The following is a 19,523-nucleotide window of genomic DNA, read 5'->3' as shown; positions in this document are numbered from 1 at the left end:
TTTGACAATGACACATTTCGTTCGCTATGAGCGATATAGGTCACATTGGGGCGGAGGACGTCTTGCTCAACACCGAAGATCGCCAGGCGCAAATTGTATCGCTACTAGGTGAGAAGTTGTTTCTTGACCTACGTTCGCTGACCGAGCGCTTCCAGGTCTCGGTTGCAACAGTACGCCGCGATCTCAATGAGCTTGAAAAGGCTGGGCTCTTGCGCAGGACGCATGGTGGCGCGGTCAGCATCAATCAGGTTTCACAAGATCCGGCCAATGCGGCCCGCGCAGTTTCTCATGGCGCTGAGAAGAGGGCCATCGCGGAAGTGGCGGCAACGATGATTGCCGACGGGGACGTTGTCCTGCTGGACGCCGGCACCACGGCCTTGGAAGTCGCCAAACTGCTGGCGGGGCGCAAGGGGCTGACCTTCATCACCAATGGGGCCGACATTGTCGCCGAACTGATACGGCACGAGGCATCCAACATCTATGTGGTCGGGGGCGAGTTTGCCGAAATCAACCGATCCTTCCGGGGGCCCCTGGCGGAGCATTTCATCCGCCAATTCAACGTCGACAAACTCATACTCAATGCCGCCTCGATCGATCTCGGCCGGGGGTTGATCTTCACCGGGTCGCCGGTAAATGCGGGCGTGCAAAAGGCCATGATCGAAGTTTCCAGCCGAACGATCGTCGTGGCCGACCATTCGAAGTTTACGAAAACCAGCTTTTCAGTCGCCGCAGAGATCGAGGAAGTTGGCGTTGTCGTCACCGACGCTGGCGCAAGAACCATCATCGACACGGCGTCCGAAAGGCTGCGCAAGAAATTCGTCATCGCAGGCTAAGCCCGCAATGTCGCGCCATCTATCAGCAGTTTTCTTGACGAAGCAGGGAGGACCCCATGTTTGCCTTTAGCAGAAGAAGTGTAGTGTTCGGTGCGGCTGCGATGATGCTTGCATCGGTGCCGAGCATCAATTGCGCATGGAGCGCCGGCGGTGTGAGCCTGAGCCTGATGATATGGGACCCGGCCCAGAAGGCGGGCGTTCAAAAGGCGGTAGATGCGTTTCAGGCCGCGAATCCCGACATCAAAGTCTCTCTCGTCCAGGTCCCTCAGGATCAGTATTACACGAAGCTCGACGCATCTCTTGGTGCCGGCGAAGGTCCGGACGTGATGTGGCAAAGCTCGAGGGCCTCTTACTACGTCGACGGCGGCGCCTTGGAGCCGCTGACTCGGTACATCAAGAAAGATAACCTGTCTCTCGATGGTTACAATAAGCAGATTGTAAATCTATACAAGATCGGTGGCGAGCAGTACGGTGTTCCAAAAGATATGGATGCCTGGACGTTCGTCTATAACGCCGACGTGTTTAAAAAACTCGGCGTTGAGACCCCCAAGCCGGATTGGACCTGGGAGGACATGGTCCGGATTGCAGGGGAAATCAAGACCAGGCAGACCTCATCCGACGTTGCCCTGTACTACAACTTTTCCTTCAACAATGGCGTCGCGAGCCTGGTCCACGCTTTAGGCAGCAAGGTGATTGAAAATAACAAGGGCGTGATGTCGTCGAGTGCCGGCATTAGGGCTCTTGAGATGATCAAGGGGCTGCAGGATCAGGGGCTGATCCTGAAAGTGGCCGACTCTTCGGACTTCAATCCCGTATCGGCGCTAATCTCCGGGAAGCTTGCGATGGCAGAAATCCCGTCGTGGAACCTCAGCCTTCTCTCCAAGGCCGATCTTCCGAGCGGGACTTTCCGGGTCGTGCGGATGCCTTCGGTCAACGGGTCGTGGACGACCGACACCAACGGCCTTGTCTATGTCATGAATGCCAATTCGAAGCATAAGGACGAGGCGTGGGAGCTCATCAGGTTTCTTACCTCCGATGAGGGCGCGCTGCGTCATGTTGAGGGTGGGGCGGGTCTCCCGGCAAACAGGTCCAAAGCCACGTTGGCGGCTTTCGTGAAAGCGAACGAAAAGCTGGCCGGCCTGGAGGAAGCGCTCTCTGTGACAATCGATAGGAGCTACCTGAGGACCACGACGCAATATCCGAAGATCATCACCGGTAACGCCAAGGTCAGCAGTGCTGTGATGGGACCGTTCTATGCGGGATCGATGTCGGCGTCCGATACCGCGAAGAGGATCGATGAGATTCTCGACGAGGCCCTGCGTTGACCAACACTTTCACATTGCGCCTTAGAAGCGCCGAGCAAGGGACGAGCCGCGGTACTCCCTGGCTCGTCAGCCTGAGATGGCGGCAGGCCTCGGTTGGCTATTTTTTTCTGGTCCCATTGTTCGCAGGCCTTATCGTCTTTCGTTTCTATGCGTTTGGCTACAACGTGTGGCTATCTTTCACCAAGGCTGGCGCGTTCGGCCCACCCCGCTTTATCGGCCTGGACAACTACCGCAGACTGCTGTCCGACAGCCAGGCTGTCATCGCGCTGTACAATACCGTCAAGTTCGCCGCGATCGCGGTACCTGGCGTCGTCGTCGTCTCGCTGCTTTGCGCATTGCTCATGCAATACCGGTTTCGCGGGGAGACGGCGTTTCGTGCGATCGTGTTTCTGCCTGCGGTGTGCCTGCCGACGGCCATCATCCTCGTCTTCGGGTGGCTGTTCCAGACACAATACGGACTTGTCAACGCGGCAATCCATGCAATTGGCGCGACCCCAATCAGCTGGTTCGGGAACGAAACCAGTGTCACGGTCGTCGTTTCGATAATCTTTGTCTACCTGTCCTTCAGCGTCCCGGCGATCATTCTCTACGCGGGCATGCAGGACATCCCCACGGATGTCTACGAAGCGGCCATGCTTGACGGAGCCGGCGCCATGCGGCGGTTCTTTTCTATCACGCTGCCACTTTTAACGCCGTCGCTGTTTTTCGTGATCCTCACGACGACAATCGGCACTTTCAAGCTGTTCGACGCGGTTTATCTGCTGCTGCCCCCTGTCGAACACTCAGTCTCGACCAATTATGGGATGACGCTGGTCTACTATTACTACTATCTCGCATTTTTCGACACGGGCCAGCGCGGCTATGCGGCCGCAGTTTCCCTCTTCCTGTTGGTGTTGATCCTGGCAGCGTCGATCTTCTTGCTGCGGCTTCAGCATCGTTTTGTACATTATGGGGAGGATGGCTGATGTTAACACAATATCGTGTCCGTTGGTGGACCTATCCCGTCGTGTTTGGTCTCGGGTTCGTGATCCTGGCGCCGTTCGCATGGATGGTCGCCACCGCGCTGATGAGCACGAGTCAGACCCTTCAGGTTCCACCAAACCTGATACCGTCTCCCGTGACGCTTGACGGCGTACGCGAGGTTTTTGATCGTCTCCCGTTCGCGATCTTGCTGTTCAACACCGTCATCGTGTCGATCGGCCGTGTGGTTGGCACCCTCATTGTCTGTTCGATGGCCGCCTACGCGCTCGCCATTATCAAGGTTCCCGGGGCGAGGGCCATCCTCATTGTGGTTCTCGTGTTGATCATGGTTCCGAGCGATATTTTCATAATCCCCAGCTATTCCATCATCACGTGGCTGCGTCTGACCGATACGCTGGTGGCTCTCGCCTTGCCTTCGTTGTTCGACGTTTTTGGCGTGTTCCTGCTCTATCAATTTTTTCGTGGCGTCCCGAGGGAATTGATCGAGGCGGCGAGAATGGACGGAGCGTCCCACCTTCGAATTCTGGTGACGATTGTCGTGCCGGTCGCGCGCAGTGGCATTATCTCGCTGGCGATCCTGACGACGCTTGCAGAATGGAAGGAACTGCTTTGGCCGATCGTCGTCAACAGATCGATCGAGAAGATGACGTTGGGGCCAGGTCTAGCGTTGCTGCGGGGGGAATACACGACCGATTGGAACGTGCTCATGGCGGCGGGCGTTCTCGCGGCCCTGCCGATGATTGTCATCTTCCTGATCCTCCAGAAGAGGTTCATCGCAAGCTTCGCAAGGAGCGGACTTAAGTAATTCGCTCGAGCCCAAACTATCACGGGTCTTGACTTTCGATGCCGTGAAACGGGTTCAGCGAACGATCGGCCTTTGGTGTTCGGGGTCAGCCTGCTCACAATGCCGCTGGTCACTGCATCTCGACTTCAATTTGGACAAAGGGAATTCGATGTTCGACCTTCTTCCTTCGCGCTCCGGGTACGTTCTAGTCTGCGGTCATCGCGGCCATTCCATCGAGGGTCACGAGAACACCCGCCCCGCATTACAACGCGCCGCCGAGCTCGGCGCCTCGCTTTGCGAGATTGACCTGCGGGTCACGCGAGATGGTCGCTTGGTCGTGTTCCATGACGACATCCTTGACAACGCCTCGACCGGGACCGGGCTCATCAGGCAGATGGACCATGCCGAGATCGCTCAGCTCCGGACCAGGAACCGAAATGGTGTTCCCGTCGAGGGGCAGCCGATCGAGCGATTCGAACATGTGCTCGATTATTGCCGCGACCTCGGCCTGGCTCTGATTGTCGAAATCAAGGACAAGTTCGAAGGCACTGCCTATCTCGAGCAGGTGGTTCGGCTGGTTGAACAGGCGAATATGTCCGAACGTGTATTGATCAGTTCATTCGATTACGTGGTGCTACGCGACGTCAAGCTCCTTGCGCCTTGCATCCGAACCATGGGCATCAACTACCACCGCCTGGTCGAGCCCGCTGCCGCGGCACGTTCTGCGATGATGGACGTTATGAACACGGACTATCCGCAGTTTGCGCCCGACATCGGCGAAGGTCTCCACGCCGCAGGCATTTCGGTCAGCCACTATGTCCCGCCACCGAGCCACTTTGCACTCAGGCGCTCCTACGGATTCGATTATCTCGATTTGCTGGAATCCCACATGCGCGCAGGCCTGATCGATATGCTGGTGTGCGACGATGTCGCCTGGATCGTCGAGTTCATCAAGGGTTGTGGCCTGGTACCCGCCCGGTTGGACTTTGCTGAACAAATAGCCCGGTCCGCGGGCGAAACAGGGGTGGCGATTGAATCATCTGCTGACGCGCTGTTTGAGGTTGGGGATCGTCATCCCATAGCACGAACTGCCGTTGTGAGTGACATGAGGAAATGAAGTCTATGGCTGCAATCAGGGATGAGCCGACGTCGTCCATAGGCAGCATGGGGTCTGTCGTGGAATCAATCGCCCGTGAGGCCGGCGAGATCGCACTGTCGCATCTCCAATCGCTGGCAAGCGTGTCGGTTGAAAACAAGGGGCATCTCGACCTCGTCACCAAGGCAGACAGAGAGGTCGAAGCATTCCTGATCGCCGCCCTGCGCAGGGCGTTTCCCAATGACGGCGTCTACGGCGAAGAAGGCGCTAACGTGGCTGGCAGTTCTGGGCGTGTATGGGTGATCGATCCGATTGACGGAACGTTCAATTTCGTGCGCGGCGGACAGGACTGGGCGGTCTCGATCGGCTCATATGAAGACCGCCGGCCGGACTTTGGAGCGATCTATGCTCCCATGCGCAATCTGATGCTGGTTGGGGGAAAGCATGTTGAAACGCGGCTGAATGGCGAGCCAATGCCATCCTTGCCAAAGCTCGACCTGTCGCGGGCCTCCGTTGGGATCGGCCTACACCCTTCTGTTGCCACCGAAGACCGCCTGGAGGTGCTGCGCTACATCTCTGACGAACTTCGTATCGGCTTCCGTTGCTGCGGGGCGGCAACGCTTTCGCTGATTGCGGTGGCCACGGGTGAGACTGACGGCTATCTCGCCTTGGGAGATTCTACCTGGGACGTCATGGCTGGGCTGCCCATACTAGGTAATCTCGGGATATCTCATACCATCAACTGGGACCACATTGATCTAAGGGCGAAACTGCGCTTCGCATGCGGAAGCGAAGAGCTTCTGGCAAAAGTCCGTCCGCTGCTGAAGACAGTCGGGAACAAGATGATGAACGGGGCTGGCCATGGATAAGTTCGCGCCAGCTGAGCTGCGGATGTCCCTTGATGAGCTGCGCCGTCGCACCGTGGACGGAAGAGGAGTCTCGGACATTAGGCTTCTTCAGGTCGAGGACGGTCCCGGCAGAGGCCAGCGCTTGCTTGTCGTTCGAAACGCAATGGGAATCGCATTCGAGATCGCAGTAGACCGGGGCTTCGATATTTCGGCCGCAACTTGGCGTGGGATAAACATCGGCTGGAACAGCGCAAACGGAATGCCCTGGCCACCGCATCCGGTCGATGCCGAAGATGGCGTTGGTTTCTACAGGAACCTCGACGGCTTTGTCGTCACCTGCGGCCTCGACCACATAGGTGGCGCCCGGCGGGACAACGCCGATCGCTATATCCACAAGCATCGCAAGCAGGTCTTCAATCCTCTGCACGGCAGGATTTCCAGCCAGCGCGCCACCATCTCGGGCTATGGCATAGACTGGCGCACGGACGTCCCTGTCATCTGGGCTGAGGGCGTTGTCAGGCAAAGCTCGGTGTTCGCAGAAAACCTTGTCCTGCAACGCCGCATAGAGATCGACGTATTCGGCAATGTGATCCGGATTGCCGACACGGTTGAGAACCGAGGATTTCGGCCTACGCCACATGCAATCCTCTACCACGTCAATTTCGGCTATCCTTTTGTCGATCAGGCGTTGGAGATTTCTGGGAACCTGAGCAGAGAGATGGCTGCGGCGTTCAATGGCGAGGACAAACGCCCACGGGAAGACTTTGTCGACTGCTATCAGGAAATTCCCATCGCTTCCGATCTCTGGACGGCCTCAATCGAACTTCGCAACCGCGCCCTTCTGGGCGGGATAAGCGCCAAGCTCTCGTTTTCGCATAAGGAGCTGCCAAATTTTGGCATCTGGAGAGCTTTTCAGTCCGGGGTATATGCTTTCGCCTTGGAACCTGCCCGGCATTTCGATCCAGAGAGCAACTCAGCAGAAGATCCATTGATTTTAGCAGGTGGAGAGACCGCCAAGTACAAGGTCGAGTTATCGCTGAGTGCGATGGGCGCATAGGCGATGCTCTAATCGTGAGGGTTGAAGGCGCTATTCTGGCAAGGGGAAGCCACAGATGGCCAAATTACCTGATTTGGGAAATGAAGCTCGTATTGATGAGCTATCTAGCCTCATTGCAAAAGAGATCCACCGTGTCCTGGCCCGGTACGATGCGTTTGCTAAGGAACGCAGTCCAATCTCGTCGTGCAAGGGAAATTGCAAGTGCGTGGCGGCCAGCTTGCCATCGCCGGCCAGCCAGCAAGCAATCCACGACGATCTGACGGTCTTGGCTTCCGGATTCGTCAGCAGGCTCGTCGCCGAAGCAGGGCTGCGTTTTGACGTCGGCATCTGTGGGGAGGTTCCGCCTTCGGGAAAGGTCGAGGAGAGACTCGCACGTCCGGTCCCCGAGGCGCGAGATCGGAAGAACCCTCAGATTCAAGCCTGGGCCGGAGAAGTAGCAGGGCCAACTTTCCTAGAAGAGCACTACGGCATACCGAGATCAACGCTGCACTGGTGGCAACGGCACAACGACGTGGTGGCGTTGCGCAAGGGTGCGCGTAAGCACGTGTTCCCGTTGGCTCAGTTCATCGATGGCAGGCCCGCCCCGGGGATGCGGAAGGTGCTTGCCTCGATCACCAATCCCCGGCTCGCTTGGCTTTGGTTGACACGTCCTTCGACCCTTCTCCAAGGGCGCATCCCGATCGAGATGCTCAGGCATGATTTGGTCGAAGAGGTCGCTTTGGCCGCGAGAGCATTTTCCTCCAGTGCCTATCTGGCGGCGTTCGACATAGGCGCGAACGACGAGGCTCCGTGAAGCTACGCCCGTAATCGGCTAGAAGCCGGCCTCGGACGGTCTGGCTTGGCGACTGGAAGCGCTCGCCTTGCCTCGTCTCAATCATTCTCTTTCAAGAAAAGCGCGCCGATAGTCGGCCATCGTTTGAGACGGGTTGTCGTTGAACGGCAGGCGCGCGCCATCACGAAATAAGCACAAAACGTCCATATTGTCCAATTGTTCAATAAACTATTTGGGCAGTTTGCTCAGGATGTGCAGTATTACTTTGAATTCTTGTGATATAATCGCAACTGCACTTACAAATGCGATGTAAAAGCGCTTTAATTTATTGAATTATTGGAGGCAATCGATAGCACTCAAACCGCGAGGGACGGCGCGCTGCGCTTGGTTCTCGAACATGGGGAGTGGGAAGGGATGCAGTCGTTGAGCAGCGACACCCGGCCCTTTTTCAATCTTTTTGAGTGGAGATCAAAAAATGAATATCAAGAGCCTTCTTCTCGGCTCCGCCGCGGCTTTGGCCGCCGTCACCGGCGCCCGCGCCGCTGACGCTATCGTTACTGCGGAGCCCGAGCCGGCCGAATACGTCAGAGTGTGCGACATCTATGGCGCCGGCTACTTCTACATCCCTGGCACCCAAACCTGCCTTCGCGTGGGCGGCTACATCCGTTACGACATCAGGGCAGGCGACCTCGGCAGTCTCGACGGCGCGCAAGCCCTCGACCGTCAGGACGGCAGCATCAACGGTACCTGGGCAAAAAACGCGCGCTTTGCCTTGATGACCTGGAGCGGCCAGGAAACCGAACTCGGCACTTTGAAGACGTACACACAGACCCGCTTCAATTTCGGCAATACCGCCAAAAGCGGTCTTGGCCCCGACGGCAATGGTGGTGTCGGCGCTTACAACAAACCCGCCTCGCTGAATTTCGCGTGGATCCAGCTCGGTGGATTGCGCGTTGGCAAGGACGAATCGGCCTTCAATACATTTATCGGTTATGCCGGCAGCGTCATCGCCGACACCCTCGTTCCCTTCGGTTCCTACGACACCAACGTCATCCAGTACTACTTCGATGCAGGCAACGGCTTCACGGCCGTGGTCTCCCTTGAAGAGGGTTCCAAGGCATTCACGATCGACAGTTACGTCCCTCATGTTGTGGGCGGCGTCAAATACAAACAGGACTGGGGCGCGATCACCGGCGTCGCTTCATACGACAGCAACTATGACGAGTTTGCCGGCAAGGTTCGTCTGGACGTGACCGCCACTAGCCAGCTGTCGCTCTGGATCATGGGCGGCTACGGCACCGATAACAACCTGTCGGACTACCTCGGAAATGGCGGCCGCGGCTTCTACAAGCAGTGGTACGGGCACTGGGCGATCTGGGGTGGCGGCACCTACAAGTTCAACGACAAGACGTCGGTCAACACCCAGATCTCCTACGACCAAGGCAAGAATCTCGGCATCGCGGCGAACGTCGCCTACACCATCGTACCAGGCTTCACCATCACCGCGGAAGTCGACTATCTCAACGCTGGCAAGTTCGGCGATGCGGACTTCAGCAACTGGACCGGCGCCGATAAGAAGAGCAGCATTGGCGGCGCCCTTCGCTTCCAGCGCTCGTTCTAGCGGACCGAACGAGCAAGCTTCGGTGTTGGTGGCAGCAGTCGCGAACATCGAGCTGCTGGAAAAGCCAGCATGTGCTCTGCACATGCTGGTTCCCGGGCGCGATCAGAAAGGCCGTCGCCCTACGAACTAATTGTCCTTACACAGGCATCATGGACCACCGTCGAGCGGCGCCTGTTGGCTGTTTGGTGGCCATGGACGATGATGGGCGCCCGGTCCCGGATGTTATCCTCGACGTTATAGATCTCGGTGATCCACCCGGAGCGCCTCGCTCGCCAATCTGCGCCAAGGACACATATATCGCGCGGCGGCGGCGGCGGCGGCGGCGGCGGCGGCAGGATATATGTATCTGTAACCCTAACCCTAACCCTAACCCTAACCCTAACCCTAACCCTAACCCTAACCCTGTGGTGGGAGACCCTAACCCTAACCCTGGTGGCAGACCCTAACCCTATCCCTAACCCTGGGGTGCCAGACCCTAACCCTAACCCTAGTGGGAGACCCTAACCCTATCCCTAACCCGGACCCTAACCTCTAGCGCCTGCCCGGAGCTCGCGATGCCAAACGGGTTGCTCAACACATGCCGATGCGATGCCCGAGAAGGCCGAATAGGCCGAGGGGAAAGCGTCATGGCCTGAATTCCGCACCGGTTGGACTGACCGAGCGGAACGGACAGAGAGGGACTAAATCGCGCCGGCTACACCCGATCGTCAAGCCCGTACAGACACCCGCATCCGAATACCCACCTCGGCCCAGTGGCATCACAAAGCAAAATCTCGTTCGTCCATTATCTGTCTTCGCTTTCACTCGCCGGACCGATGTATAGCGGGCGGGGCTCGATATCAGCCGGCGCATTGTCAGCCTCGCCACCGCCGTCCGCGAAATCTCGCAACTGTTGGACAAGAGACAGATAGTACTCGTGGCTCTCAGTATCGGGATCGGTTCCGGATAACAGTTTTGCGACGAAGAGTGCAACCCAGCCAAAGGCGCCGCTGACATGGTGAGAAGCCAACAAGAGCACGGCGCAATTTCCACCGGCAAGGAGGCCGAAGGTCCACGAACTTTGCAGTACCCTGTTTTGAGTTGCGATGACTGGTACTGTGACAAGAAGCGTATTGACCGCGGTGCCTGCGATCCATTTTGTACACTGAACAGTCGCCGCACTCAATGAATAGTACGGCAAGATCGCGAACGAGGTCATGACGAGCGTTGCCATGATCGCCCAGCCCAGCTTGTCGGTAAAGGCCAGCGGTTCGGTGTGATAGGCATATACATTTACGCCTCCTATTGTAGCCGCCAGGGGCACTAGAATGAGTTTTGGCGCGAGAGCATAACCTCTTCGTCGTACACGAACCCCTGAAAGCACAATGAGCGTCCAGATGAAATTGTAGCTATCGGCTTTGAGCAATGTGACAGCTATCACCATGTGGTCAGTGATGTCGTTCCTCTTTGCCCGGTTGTCCGCGTCCTCGCGGAAGGCCTTGTCCGACGCCAGCAATAGTAGGGCATATCTCGCCATGTGTCGCCTAACAGGCAACGGTAAGTCGTGGCGAATATCATTTAGTTCCAGCCGTTCAAAAAATGCTTTGTGATAGGTCAGGACAACGAGTGTCAGGACCTGGAGCACGACCAAGCCTGCACGATAATACCTATTGCTTCGCAAGTAGCCAGAATCGGGAGCAAGAGTGAGCGAAAATCCGAGCAGCGCCGGAAGAGCAGAAAGCAACCTGGAGGTGGCATGATCGAGAGCGAGCGTGAGATCTGCCGGTGGAAACAGGACTACCAGTGACACCGCGATCATCAGGGTGAAAGCCAGCGTACCAAGCCCGGCCGCTAGGAACCCCCAACTTTCAATCCGCAACGGGACAAAGATTGCAAGGAATTCGAAAATAAGCGTTGGGAGCAGAATGGTCGCGAAGCGTTGGCTCAATGGGACACCGCTACTGATAACGTCGCACTTTTTGTTAAACAATTGCGTTAGAAATAGCAGGCGGTTCAAGGCATTCACGGGTAGCTGCGGCTCCGCCCGGCAATTTTCAACAACCGCATTGAGTGTAGACCGGTGCCGCGACACGGCAGACTGCGCCCCGTCGTACTGGCCGAATTCACGGCGATAGACGCCGTCCTTGGCGCACGTGCAATACCGATATGCCGTAAGGAGCGAGAAGAACCGCAGGACCCGTGCCATCGCCGGTTCACTTCACGATCGCACAGATTACCTGCGAATAAAGGTCAAATGTATCAGGAACGATAATGGAAGTGAGTTCTGGCCCCTCAAATACAATGGAGCGGATAAGCGAACCATGCCAATTTTCTGCGCCTCCGACCTCGGCGTCACGATATGTTTACCCCTCAAAATATCCTACGACCTCGGTGTCATGATAGATTTGCCAATAAATGTACCCTCTACCCACAAAAGCTTACAATATCTCAATACAGACCCAGGTGATTTACGATGGCGGTAGGCATAAACACCTTGCATGCAACGGTATACGCTAATATGGATTTAGAATCCAACCTATGTCTTCCCCTGTGTGCAGCCCGACCCGTGGCGTGCTCCTCCCGGCATGTCAGGTGAATTGTTTGCCTTTCTCCACTCGATGGAGAACCTGGCTCAGCGTGGGCATGAGCAATGGGAACACTTGCAGGTCATCACCCATCGATTTAACTACTTTCCGGGACAGTTACTTCCCGAGAACGGTCTGTCGACATTGCGAGCGGCCGCAGAAAGAGGGCTTCGCAACCACGAGTTCGATATCGTGGTCACGCGAGAAAACGGAGCTATTGTCGACCACGATTTCTCGCCTTTACGCACCACCGGCATCAAGGGTTCCTACCGTAAGTTGTTGCAAAAGGATATCGCGGGCAAACCGATATTGGTCCGGCAGTTTCGGCACAACGACTTCGCGCCCACTGGCACTCACTCCGGGGATACAGTTATGACGTTCGACGATTTTTTCGAGCAGGCCAGGAAAATCGTCCCAACTGGAACCTTCATGGCCGATTGCCGTAATGACGACATAGCTGATTTTGCAGCGAGGATCAGTAAGAGTTCGCAACATGATAATATTCTGTTGATGTTCTACACCTTCACCATCAGTTCTGGGCCAGAACTCGTTGAGAAAATCGAAAAAAAAGAGCACTATTCTGGGTGGAGAAAGCGTGTCAAGCTTGTGCTCAACCTGTACCCGAGCGAGCTCATCACCTTGGCGGTTAGATACCACATGCCTGCTAACACGGTCGCGGACTTTGTCGAGGTCGGCAAAGTGCTCTTGATGAGTCTCGCCAACGAAGGAGTGCCCCTCTTTGCACTTCTTGTCATGTGCTCCGGTGTCGATCCTCTCGAGATCAAAGACATGCATATCGATGAAGTCCGGCGTGCCGTCAATGCCGAGCTCGCCATAGTCGAGGTCGTAAAATGGGCGAGAACATATGGCGGGTTCGAAAATCTGAAAATCGGGACTGGAACAAGGGCGTACGATGTGTCCCTGCCCCTGCCAGATGGCACTCGAGAGTTTTACACGTACGATCTCAAGACTGGGGATTTGGTACCGTGGCCGGCGCTAGCCGGTCTTAGAATGATCAAACAGCTCTATGCCACGCCGGGTCGGGCCGAAGAGGCCATCAAACCGGATTTCATCTGCACTGATGTACCAGAAAGGGCGCACTTCCATTGCTGTGGAGTTGCGGCCGATGCTTCCAACGGCTTCGAGCACCCTAGATTTGACGCGGTTACGAAAGAGGAGGCGGCCTGACGTTCGGGTTTTCTACAATTGGTATTCAATTTCATACGATGTTGATAACATTGATGAGAAGCTATGTGAATGGAATGACCTATCTAAAGAAATACGCGAATATATATGAAATTGGACATGTTCATTGCAACAAAACTAGCGTGCGCTCTCTAAGCGGGAATGCGATGTCGTAGCCCATATCTCACGATCCCGGACCATTGCCGCATCCTGCCAAGGCTCGCGAAAACATTCCCAAGGTGGCCTCCCCCATCATCAAGGACACGAGGCTCGGGGTCGGCTTGACAACCTATGCCGGGCTCGGTCCGTTGATCCGCTGCAGTCGGCACGGAGCCTGGTGTGACGGCCTCATCATCGGTGACGAAGTGGTCGAGCGGGCAGGGGCGGAGGCCGCCAACGGTTCGGCGATCGGCGTCGACGTCTTCGCGCCAGAAACGAACAGCTTTGTCCCATGCCGTCGCCAGGTCCCCAGGGTCGAGTTTGACCTGCGGGATCGTACCAGCGCGATCGGGATAATCACTGGCGTCACTGGCGACCGTACTTCCGCCATGCGTGGGCCATTGTGCGGGAAGAGCCCTGTCCAATGCCGCCTTCAACTCCTTCTTGAAATCTTCCCGAGCGTGCGCTGTCGCGATGGCAAGATTCGCAACAGCGGCCGCCAGAAAATCCGACATCCATGTCGCCCGCCAAAAATACCAGACAACGACCTTGTCATTGCATGGAAGGAAAGCCGCATTGTTCGCAATTGGCATGAGTCGAGGCTTGTTCCTACAGAGAGGAAGGATTTCTAGGAATGAAGCGTCGGTGCAGACTGGAATTCTGATGGTGCGATCCCCAGGTTGACACGCCACCTTGACATAGGATTGCAGTGCGCATTTCGGAAGGACAGTAATATCAAAGTCAACGAAAGCAAAAGATAACCGTTGTGAAACAGAATCCATATTGAAGAAGATACGACTTAGTCATAGGGGCAGGAGCCATACGAAAAGAAAGGATGAAATAAAGATGGGCATGGAGAAGGAAAGGAAGGGCCGGGGGCGTCTCCTATTCTCAGTCCGCGGGCCTGGCTGTCGACCTTCCATTGTAACGAACAACTGTGACGGCACCGCTGCGATGCGCTAGCAGAGCACCGACAGGGGGGTGGCTTGCGAGTGTGATCCAATGAACGGCAACTGACCTCGGACGTGGCGGATCACAAAGCTGGAGCAGATTATGCCTGCCGTGCTGCGGGGTTTTCTTCCCATAAGTCATTCGGGGAGCCCCTAGTGATTAAGAAAGGTCAGGGGATGCCGGGCGCGTGGAGGATGCCGAGGGCGTAGCGGATGCCGGTGGTGTTGGGAGGCAGCATTCGATAGGCTCTCCAACGCGCCGCAAATGATAGTTTGTGCTTGCTAAGGCAGGTGTCACACGGTGCGAAGCAAGTATGCGCATTATGCAAAGGGAAAGGATCGCTTGGGCTACTTCATCTTCGGAGATGTAAGGGCTCGCCGACCCGAAGGCGTAGTTGAGCAGTTCCTTCAGTTCCATGGGACACGTAAGGGGTGCAAAGCGCCAGAGGCTTGGCTTCAGCACATCGTCTTCTTCGAAGTTGGTCCAAATGCCGTTGTTGCCGCATAGGATGGTAGGCGTGGCAATCCGTGATACAGGTTCGTCCGGCGAAAGGTCGTCGCGGCACTGGATGACGCTGATCAGACGCGGAGAGCGACCAGAGGCGTAAATTGCGTGCGCCAGGAGGTAGATGTCGTTTGGCTGGCGGTCTAGGAAGTAAAATTTCCACTGCGCGACCCGGCATACAAAGCCAAGGAAGTCTGCGCCAGCTTGGAAACGCGACATGACGATGGAGATCCTGCCGGCTCGCGTCAAGGGAGGTGGTTCAGCTGAGGGTGATGAAGTTCTTGCCGGTCGAAGGCGGACAGCTTTTATGCCGGTAAGGTGAACTGCCCTTAGGTCAGTCATGTCTCAGCTGAAATCAACTATCGGAATACTCCCTGCCTATAGCTCGAGGCCACGCCCCTTAAGAGCAGCCTGGATCTGCTAATCAGCCCTGGATGTGCTCTGGCGTATGACAGGCGTCATCACATGTGTGATTGTGATGGGAGGGGGGCTAGCTGGAACTATTGCTGGCCCTCCTCCGTGTCGCAAAGGAGTGCCTCGACTAGGGCTAGGGCCGCATGAAGGTGTTCTGCTGATCCCTCCCTCCTTTCGACGAGCATCAGGCATGGTTCGGCACTGCTCGTCGGGCTCACGCCGGTGAGAAATCAGTCTGCTCACGAGCCCTTAGCGGAGTTGGCCCCCATGCCACCCCCAAGTCACGTAAGCGTGTCATCATTATCTCATGAATTGGCATTCTCAGTGGCCGCTATGGAGGTTGAGCACAGGCAGCGGGCGAGTGAACTTGTTCTTCGATTGAGTTTCTAGCTACGGTTACCACAGGGTTTGATGGGGTATGGAAAAAAGCCATATCTGCCAAATAGATAGCTCCAAAAGAATTAATATATTCCAACCAAGGCATCAACCGTCGTCGATGCCGTCAGGTACCACTTCGGTCTGCATCAACGAAGAGTTAATATTCTGTCTTTCAGGGGGATTGGTGGCTCCGGCGTGACAAGTCACCTCAGATCCAACATTAGCTCGAGTGACCTCGAGTCCGCTGATCAATAGCTTCCAGTCGGCCCTCTCTGCTGAGGAAAACGAGAGTTCGCATTTTGTTTTTGCCTGCTCGTCTTCGAGCGGAATAAGTGCGGTCTGCATTTCCTCCTCAATCACGGTGATGTTGTCATCGTCTTCATGAGCATTCCCGCCCAATGCTGATGCGAAGGGCCGCAGCGGGCCCCGGTAGCATGGCATTGTAACTGTCGTGTCGTCGTGATAGTTCGGCGGGTCAAATGCGGACGAGAAAACCTGGGTGTTGTCAAAGTAAGAGTTAACTATGTCGCCTGGTACGTCATCACCATGGCTAGCTGGGTTAAAGTAGTAACCGATGTCGTCGCTATCATGGTCTTCAATGGGGGTGGTAGTTGTTTCGCGAGATACCGCAAAATTATCTGCCAGAGGTTCGTGTGCGAGCGGAACTTCAGGATTGGAGCCTAGGTTTGGCCTACCGATAGCCAAAACCATTTGGTCCTCTAAGTGTACATTTCCAGTAAGCGGTCGGTTGGCGAACGTACGATCAGGACTGCGCGGCAGCGCCGATAACCAATCCATTGTTAGGTGCTATGGAATGATCTTTAAAGTATTGTCCGGTCGTGAAGACTTGGTGCGGTGGCTAGGTGCCCGAGAGTGACAACTTGACAATGGAAGGGTGCAGGAAAGCGTCAAGAGGTCGACAAGGCTTCCTTTATCCTGCGTCGGCGTCTGGCTCAGCGAACACCCTTAGCATGACATTGTCAGCCACAAATCCAACCTTGCTGCGTATGAACCTGGAAGGCAGGCATATTTCTGCATGACGCGCTGCAGCCTGTCACAAAAAATATTGCATTTTTGAGCCCCCGGCAGGCCGTCGATTGGTGAATAGCATTGGAATAGACACAACCCAGACGCACATCCATCCCGTTACGGTCAGCATTGCAACGATCTCGGTGAACATTGGTGAGGCACGAAAAGTCGGTTCGGCATCAAGGCTCGATTGCTCTATTGCAGCCTGGAACGACAGTGACGTCCTATGAACGGCCCGCCCCTAACGCTGTGGCGGCGTGGACTTGCATAACCGAGCGGCCCGTGTGCCATCAGGGCCACCTTTTTTAGTTTGCCAGCCAAGCCGCACCAATCACGCGCTCTTTCACATTTGTTCGCCTGCACATCGTTCAACCGGGATGTCGCCAGCGGGACATGCGCGAGCCGGTCGTTCATTCAAAGCACAATTAGACTGCAAATTTCTAGAACACGATCGAGAAGAGAAGGCCTATGTACATGCGGCAATGCGAGGAATCTGCCTATCTGTCGCCTCAGGCGAGAACCACCTGATCGGTATGAGGACCCATTCTAACAGTCAGCCACTTGCTGACGTCGTCAGCGCATTCCGCTTTCGCGCGGCCAGCGACATCGTGATAGTCGAGCCGTTGATGCCGGTGATCACTCGGCCGTCGCTGGAGACGCGCTTGAGCGAGAGAGATGAAGGCCGGCTAGCTCGGCTTGCAGCTGCTGTAGATTGCGGTCAATTGCATCCTGGCGGCCAAGTGCATCCAAGCCTGCCAGCAACTCTGCCTGTCGCTCCATTGGAAGCTCATTCGTCTCACAGATACATCCAACGGGCGGCACCGGTTGGGTTGTGGCGGATGACCGCGCTGCCTCGGCACGAGCTAGAGGTCCGAACTTGCGTGGCCACTTCTTGTCAGGGTCCAGGAGAGGCACCAGTTTCTCCCAAATCCCTTCATCGTACCAACGTTTAAGGCGCTGATAAATTGTGTTCCAGCCGCAGCGGAGGTTCCTCCATTCTAATTCGGGGTGCGTATGCCAATAGATGATGCGGTCGAGCTGGCGCCGGGTGGCGCTTTCCTTCTTAGTCGTCGTGAGATTTGGGATGACCTGTTTGCATTTGGTCCAGGTGTCGTCAGAGATGCCTTCCTCTGCTCTTGCCTCTGGGAGTGGCATGCTCTCCATTGAATTGGCATCGTCTCCGCTTTCGGGTTCGGGACGAAGAGATGCCGGGCCGCTGGAGATAGCATCGACATTGGCGTCGTCTCCGCTTTCAGATATGGGGCTGCTACGAAGAGATGCCGAGCCACTGACATCATCGATGAACTCCGGACCGAGGTCGAATGACATATCCCTCGACGCCCCAATTTCGCTCGCCCTATGGCTCCCGCTGGCCCCATCGTAATGTCGCCGGTAAGGGATCAGGGCGTGTTTGAATGCGAGCGCAAATGTCTTTCTAGTTACACCCTGCAGCTTGCTCCTGTAGTCGTCCCAAATGAGATTCCCAAGATTTATGGGGCTGCCGATGTGGTTGCTTTGCCTGCCCCGGTGAGTGCGTGGAACGACCCATCCCCCTTGCCTTCGCTTAATGCTCGCCTTGGGAGTGATGACCAGGGCATTGGGATGGTCGCTAAAAAAGCCGACCCAGTGTCTGTTGGTTATCTCGAAAGAAAGGAGATGAACTGCGATCCCATTAGCGTCGGCGAGAGTTTGTTGCACTCCCAAGAATGATGATGCTTTGGTGTGCGAAAAGAGGGCGATGCTTCTGCTGCACACCTCCAGGCACACCCGCTGACGCAGGTTGTACTCCGTCAAGAAAGGCATTTTGAGGGCCTGGAATGTTTCCGCAAGAACAGATCGCTGGCGTGTGGAGCACAATAATCACGTGTGCATGCGTGGGAAATTTATGTTTCCAAGGATGCCAGCACGACAAAGCAAAATACGGGGTGCTGTTTACTTACTCGCGTCGCATCGCTGGCAGCGGCCGCCCCTAGTTGGCTTCTTGTGGCGCGCTAAGACCGCTGAGCACGTCAAAGTGGGTGCAATTTCCCCATCCCGAAATTATCAGCCCACCCGTGTCGTGGTTGACACTGGTTGACAGGGCTACGGGTGGTCGTGGTTGCACTGGTTGACAGGCTAACCTGCTGTAGCGCGGTGGTTGACACCGGTTGACAAAATTAGGGCGTTGCGCCGCAAGACTGGTTGACAGGGGCTTTCAGCGGTTGCGCCTGCGGTGGTTGACAGGGCCAAACCCGCTACAGCGCGGCGGTTGACACCGGTTGACATGAATTAGGGCGCTGGGCTGCAAGATTGGTTGACGGGACCTCAGCGGTTGCGGCTGTGCTGCAAGATTGGTTGGCAGGGCTTCAGCGGCTGCGGCTGCGGTGGTTGACAGGCCAAACCCGCTGCAGCGGGTGGTTGACACCGGTTGACAGAATTAGGGCAGCTGGGCTGCAAGCCTGGTTGACGGGACCTCAGCGGTTGCGGCTGTGGTGCCAAACCCGCTGCGGCGGGGTGGTTGACACCGGTTGACATGAATTAGGGCGCTGCGCTGCAAGCCTGGCTGGCGGGGCTTCAGCGGCAGCGGTGGTTGACAGGCCAAACCCGCTGCAGCGCGGTTGTTGACACGGGTTGACAGACTTAGGGCGCTGGGCTGCAAGACTGGTTGACAAGGCTTTTAGTGGCGGCGACTGCGGTGGTTGACAGGCCAAACCCGCTGCAGCGCGGCGGTTGACACCGGTTGACAGAATTAGGGCGCTGGGCTGCAAGACTGGTTGACAGGGCTTTTAGTGGCGGCGACTGCGGTGGTTGACAGGCCAAACCCGCTGCAGCGCGGCGGTTGACACCGGTTGACAGAATTAGGGCGCTGGGCTGCAAGCCTGGTTGACGGGGCTTCAGCGGTTGCGGCTGTGGTGGTTGACAGGCCAAACCCGCTGCAGCGGGGTGGTTGACACGGGTTGACAGACTTAGGGCGCTGGGCTGCAAGCCTGGTTGACGGGGCTTCAGCGGTTGCGGCTGTGGTGGTTGACAGGCCAAACCCGCT

General features: G+C 56.3%; 14 protein-coding genes. 10 read left to right on the top strand and 4 right to left on the bottom strand.

The features are described 5' to 3' along the window. Window positions 1–26 precede the first annotated feature (26 nt). The 9 genes from KVT37_RS23680 to KVT37_RS23640 all read left to right on the top strand — a co-directional run bounded on the left by KVT37_RS23680 (window position 27) and on the right by KVT37_RS23640 (window position 9,317). A complete protein-coding gene (locus tag KVT37_RS23680) occupies window positions 27–833 on the top strand; it encodes a DeoR/GlpR family DNA-binding transcription regulator (protein ID WP_217577434.1) in 807 nt (268 codons plus the stop codon). 56 nt (window positions 834–889) lie between these two features. Continuing rightward, on the top strand, window positions 890–2,158 hold the full coding sequence (locus tag KVT37_RS23675) for an ABC transporter substrate-binding protein (RefSeq protein WP_217577433.1): 1,269 nt from the start codon (window positions 890–892) through the stop codon (window positions 2,156–2,158). Continuing rightward, window positions 2,155–3,123, top strand: a complete 969-nt coding sequence (locus tag KVT37_RS23670; protein WP_217577432.1) for a carbohydrate ABC transporter permease — start codon at window positions 2,155–2,157, stop codon at window positions 3,121–3,123. Before KVT37_RS23675 ends, KVT37_RS23670 begins: the two co-directional genes overlap by 4 nt. Next, the gene (locus tag KVT37_RS23665; protein WP_217577431.1) at window positions 3,123–3,944 is read left to right on the top strand and encodes a carbohydrate ABC transporter permease; all 822 of its coding nucleotides are present in this window, start codon (window positions 3,123–3,125) and stop codon (window positions 3,942–3,944) included. The genes KVT37_RS23670 and KVT37_RS23665 overlap by 1 nt, the downstream gene beginning before the upstream one ends. Before the next feature lie 148 nt (window positions 3,945–4,092). Further along, window positions 4,093–5,040 (top strand): glycerophosphodiester phosphodiesterase family protein, encoded by a 948-nt coding sequence (locus KVT37_RS23660; RefSeq protein WP_217577430.1) that lies wholly within the window; start codon window positions 4,093–4,095, stop codon window positions 5,038–5,040. Between the two features lie 5 nt (window positions 5,041–5,045). Continuing rightward, the gene (locus tag KVT37_RS23655; protein WP_217577429.1) at window positions 5,046–5,888 is read left to right on the top strand and encodes an inositol monophosphatase family protein; all 843 of its coding nucleotides are present in this window, start codon (window positions 5,046–5,048) and stop codon (window positions 5,886–5,888) included. After that, on the top strand, window positions 5,881–6,924 hold the full coding sequence (locus KVT37_RS23650; protein ID WP_254634212.1) for an aldose 1-epimerase family protein: 1,044 nt from the start codon (window positions 5,881–5,883) through the stop codon (window positions 6,922–6,924). The genes KVT37_RS23655 and KVT37_RS23650 overlap by 8 nt, the downstream gene beginning before the upstream one ends. A 55-nt stretch (window positions 6,925–6,979) precedes the next feature. Beyond that, on the top strand, window positions 6,980–7,717 hold the full coding sequence (locus KVT37_RS23645; protein ID WP_217577428.1) for a hypothetical protein: 738 nt from the start codon (window positions 6,980–6,982) through the stop codon (window positions 7,715–7,717). Between the two features lie 454 nt (window positions 7,718–8,171). Then, complete coding sequence (locus tag KVT37_RS23640; protein WP_217577427.1) at window positions 8,172–9,317, top strand: porin; 1,146 nt, start codon at window positions 8,172–8,174, stop codon at window positions 9,315–9,317. 784 nt (window positions 9,318–10,101) lie between these two features. On the opposite strand, the gene KVT37_RS23635 is transcribed toward KVT37_RS23640, so the two are convergent. Continuing rightward, complete coding sequence (locus tag KVT37_RS23635) at window positions 10,102–11,502, bottom strand: hypothetical protein (protein ID WP_217577426.1); 1,401 nt, start codon at window positions 11,500–11,502, stop codon at window positions 10,102–10,104. A 379-nt stretch (window positions 11,503–11,881) separates the two neighbouring features. On the opposite strand from KVT37_RS23635, the gene KVT37_RS23630 reads away from it, so the two are divergent. Continuing rightward, window positions 11,882–13,069 carry a glycerophosphodiester phosphodiesterase family protein gene (locus KVT37_RS23630; protein ID WP_217577425.1) on the top strand — a complete coding sequence of 396 codons (1,188 nt, stop codon included), beginning with the start codon at window positions 11,882–11,884 and terminating at the stop codon, window positions 13,067–13,069. A 149-nt stretch (window positions 13,070–13,218) separates the two neighbouring features. Here the strand turns inward: KVT37_RS23630 and KVT37_RS23625 are convergent, their stop codons facing one another. From KVT37_RS23625 to KVT37_RS23615, 3 genes are all read right to left on the bottom strand, one after another. Further along, a complete protein-coding gene (locus tag KVT37_RS23625; protein ID WP_217577424.1) occupies window positions 13,219–13,740 on the bottom strand; it encodes a hypothetical protein in 522 nt (173 codons plus the stop codon). A 1,837-nt stretch (window positions 13,741–15,577) separates the two neighbouring features. Further along, window positions 15,578–16,183, bottom strand: a complete 606-nt coding sequence (locus tag KVT37_RS23620) for a hypothetical protein (protein ID WP_217577423.1) — start codon at window positions 16,181–16,183, stop codon at window positions 15,578–15,580. A 954-nt stretch (window positions 16,184–17,137) separates the two neighbouring features. Next, window positions 17,138–18,304, bottom strand: coding sequence for a transposase (locus KVT37_RS23615; RefSeq protein WP_217577422.1), 1,167 nt, complete (start codon window positions 18,302–18,304; stop codon window positions 17,138–17,140). Window positions 18,305–19,523 lie beyond the last annotated feature (1,219 nt).

Origin of the sequence: Mesorhizobium sp. GbtcB19, assembly GCF_019091085.1 — a bacterium.
GTDB lineage: Bacteria > Pseudomonadota > Alphaproteobacteria > Rhizobiales > Rhizobiaceae > Mesorhizobium.
This window is presented reverse-complemented; position numbering and strand designations above follow the sequence as displayed.

What these genes read in the sequence shown, in the direction of transcription:
- KVT37_RS23680 (WP_217577434.1), top strand. Translation starts at nt 27, where the DNA reads ATGAGCGATATAGGTCACATTGGGGCGGAGGACGTCTTGCTCAACACC.
- KVT37_RS23675 (WP_217577433.1), top strand. Translation starts at nt 890, where the DNA reads ATGTTTGCCTTTAGCAGAAGAAGTGTAGTGTTCGGTGCGGCTGCGATG.
- KVT37_RS23665 (WP_217577431.1), top strand. Translation starts at nt 3,123, where the DNA reads ATGTTAACACAATATCGTGTCCGTTGGTGGACCTATCCCGTCGTGTTT.
- KVT37_RS23660 (WP_217577430.1), top strand. Translation starts at nt 4,093, where the DNA reads ATGTTCGACCTTCTTCCTTCGCGCTCCGGGTACGTTCTAGTCTGCGGT.
- KVT37_RS23655 (WP_217577429.1), top strand. Translation starts at nt 5,046, where the DNA reads ATGGCTGCAATCAGGGATGAGCCGACGTCGTCCATAGGCAGCATGGGG.
- KVT37_RS23650 (WP_254634212.1), top strand. Translation starts at nt 5,881, where the DNA reads ATGGATAAGTTCGCGCCAGCTGAGCTGCGGATGTCCCTTGATGAGCTG.
- KVT37_RS23645 (WP_217577428.1), top strand. Translation starts at nt 6,980, where the DNA reads ATGGCCAAATTACCTGATTTGGGAAATGAAGCTCGTATTGATGAGCTA.
- KVT37_RS23640 (WP_217577427.1), top strand. Translation starts at nt 8,172, where the DNA reads ATGAATATCAAGAGCCTTCTTCTCGGCTCCGCCGCGGCTTTGGCCGCC.
- KVT37_RS23635 (WP_217577426.1), bottom strand. Translation starts at nt 11,502, where the DNA reads ATGGCACGGGTCCTGCGGTTCTTCTCGCTCCTTACGGCATATCGGTAT.
- KVT37_RS23630 (WP_217577425.1), top strand. Translation starts at nt 11,882, where the DNA reads ATGTCAGGTGAATTGTTTGCCTTTCTCCACTCGATGGAGAACCTGGCT.
- KVT37_RS23625 (WP_217577424.1), bottom strand. Translation starts at nt 13,740, where the DNA reads ATGTCGGATTTTCTGGCGGCCGCTGTTGCGAATCTTGCCATCGCGACA.
- KVT37_RS23620 (WP_217577423.1), bottom strand. Translation starts at nt 16,183, where the DNA reads ATGGTTTTGGCTATCGGTAGGCCAAACCTAGGCTCCAATCCTGAAGTT.
- KVT37_RS23615 (WP_217577422.1), bottom strand. Translation starts at nt 18,304, where the DNA reads ATGCCTTTCTTGACGGAGTACAACCTGCGTCAGCGGGTGTGCCTGGAG.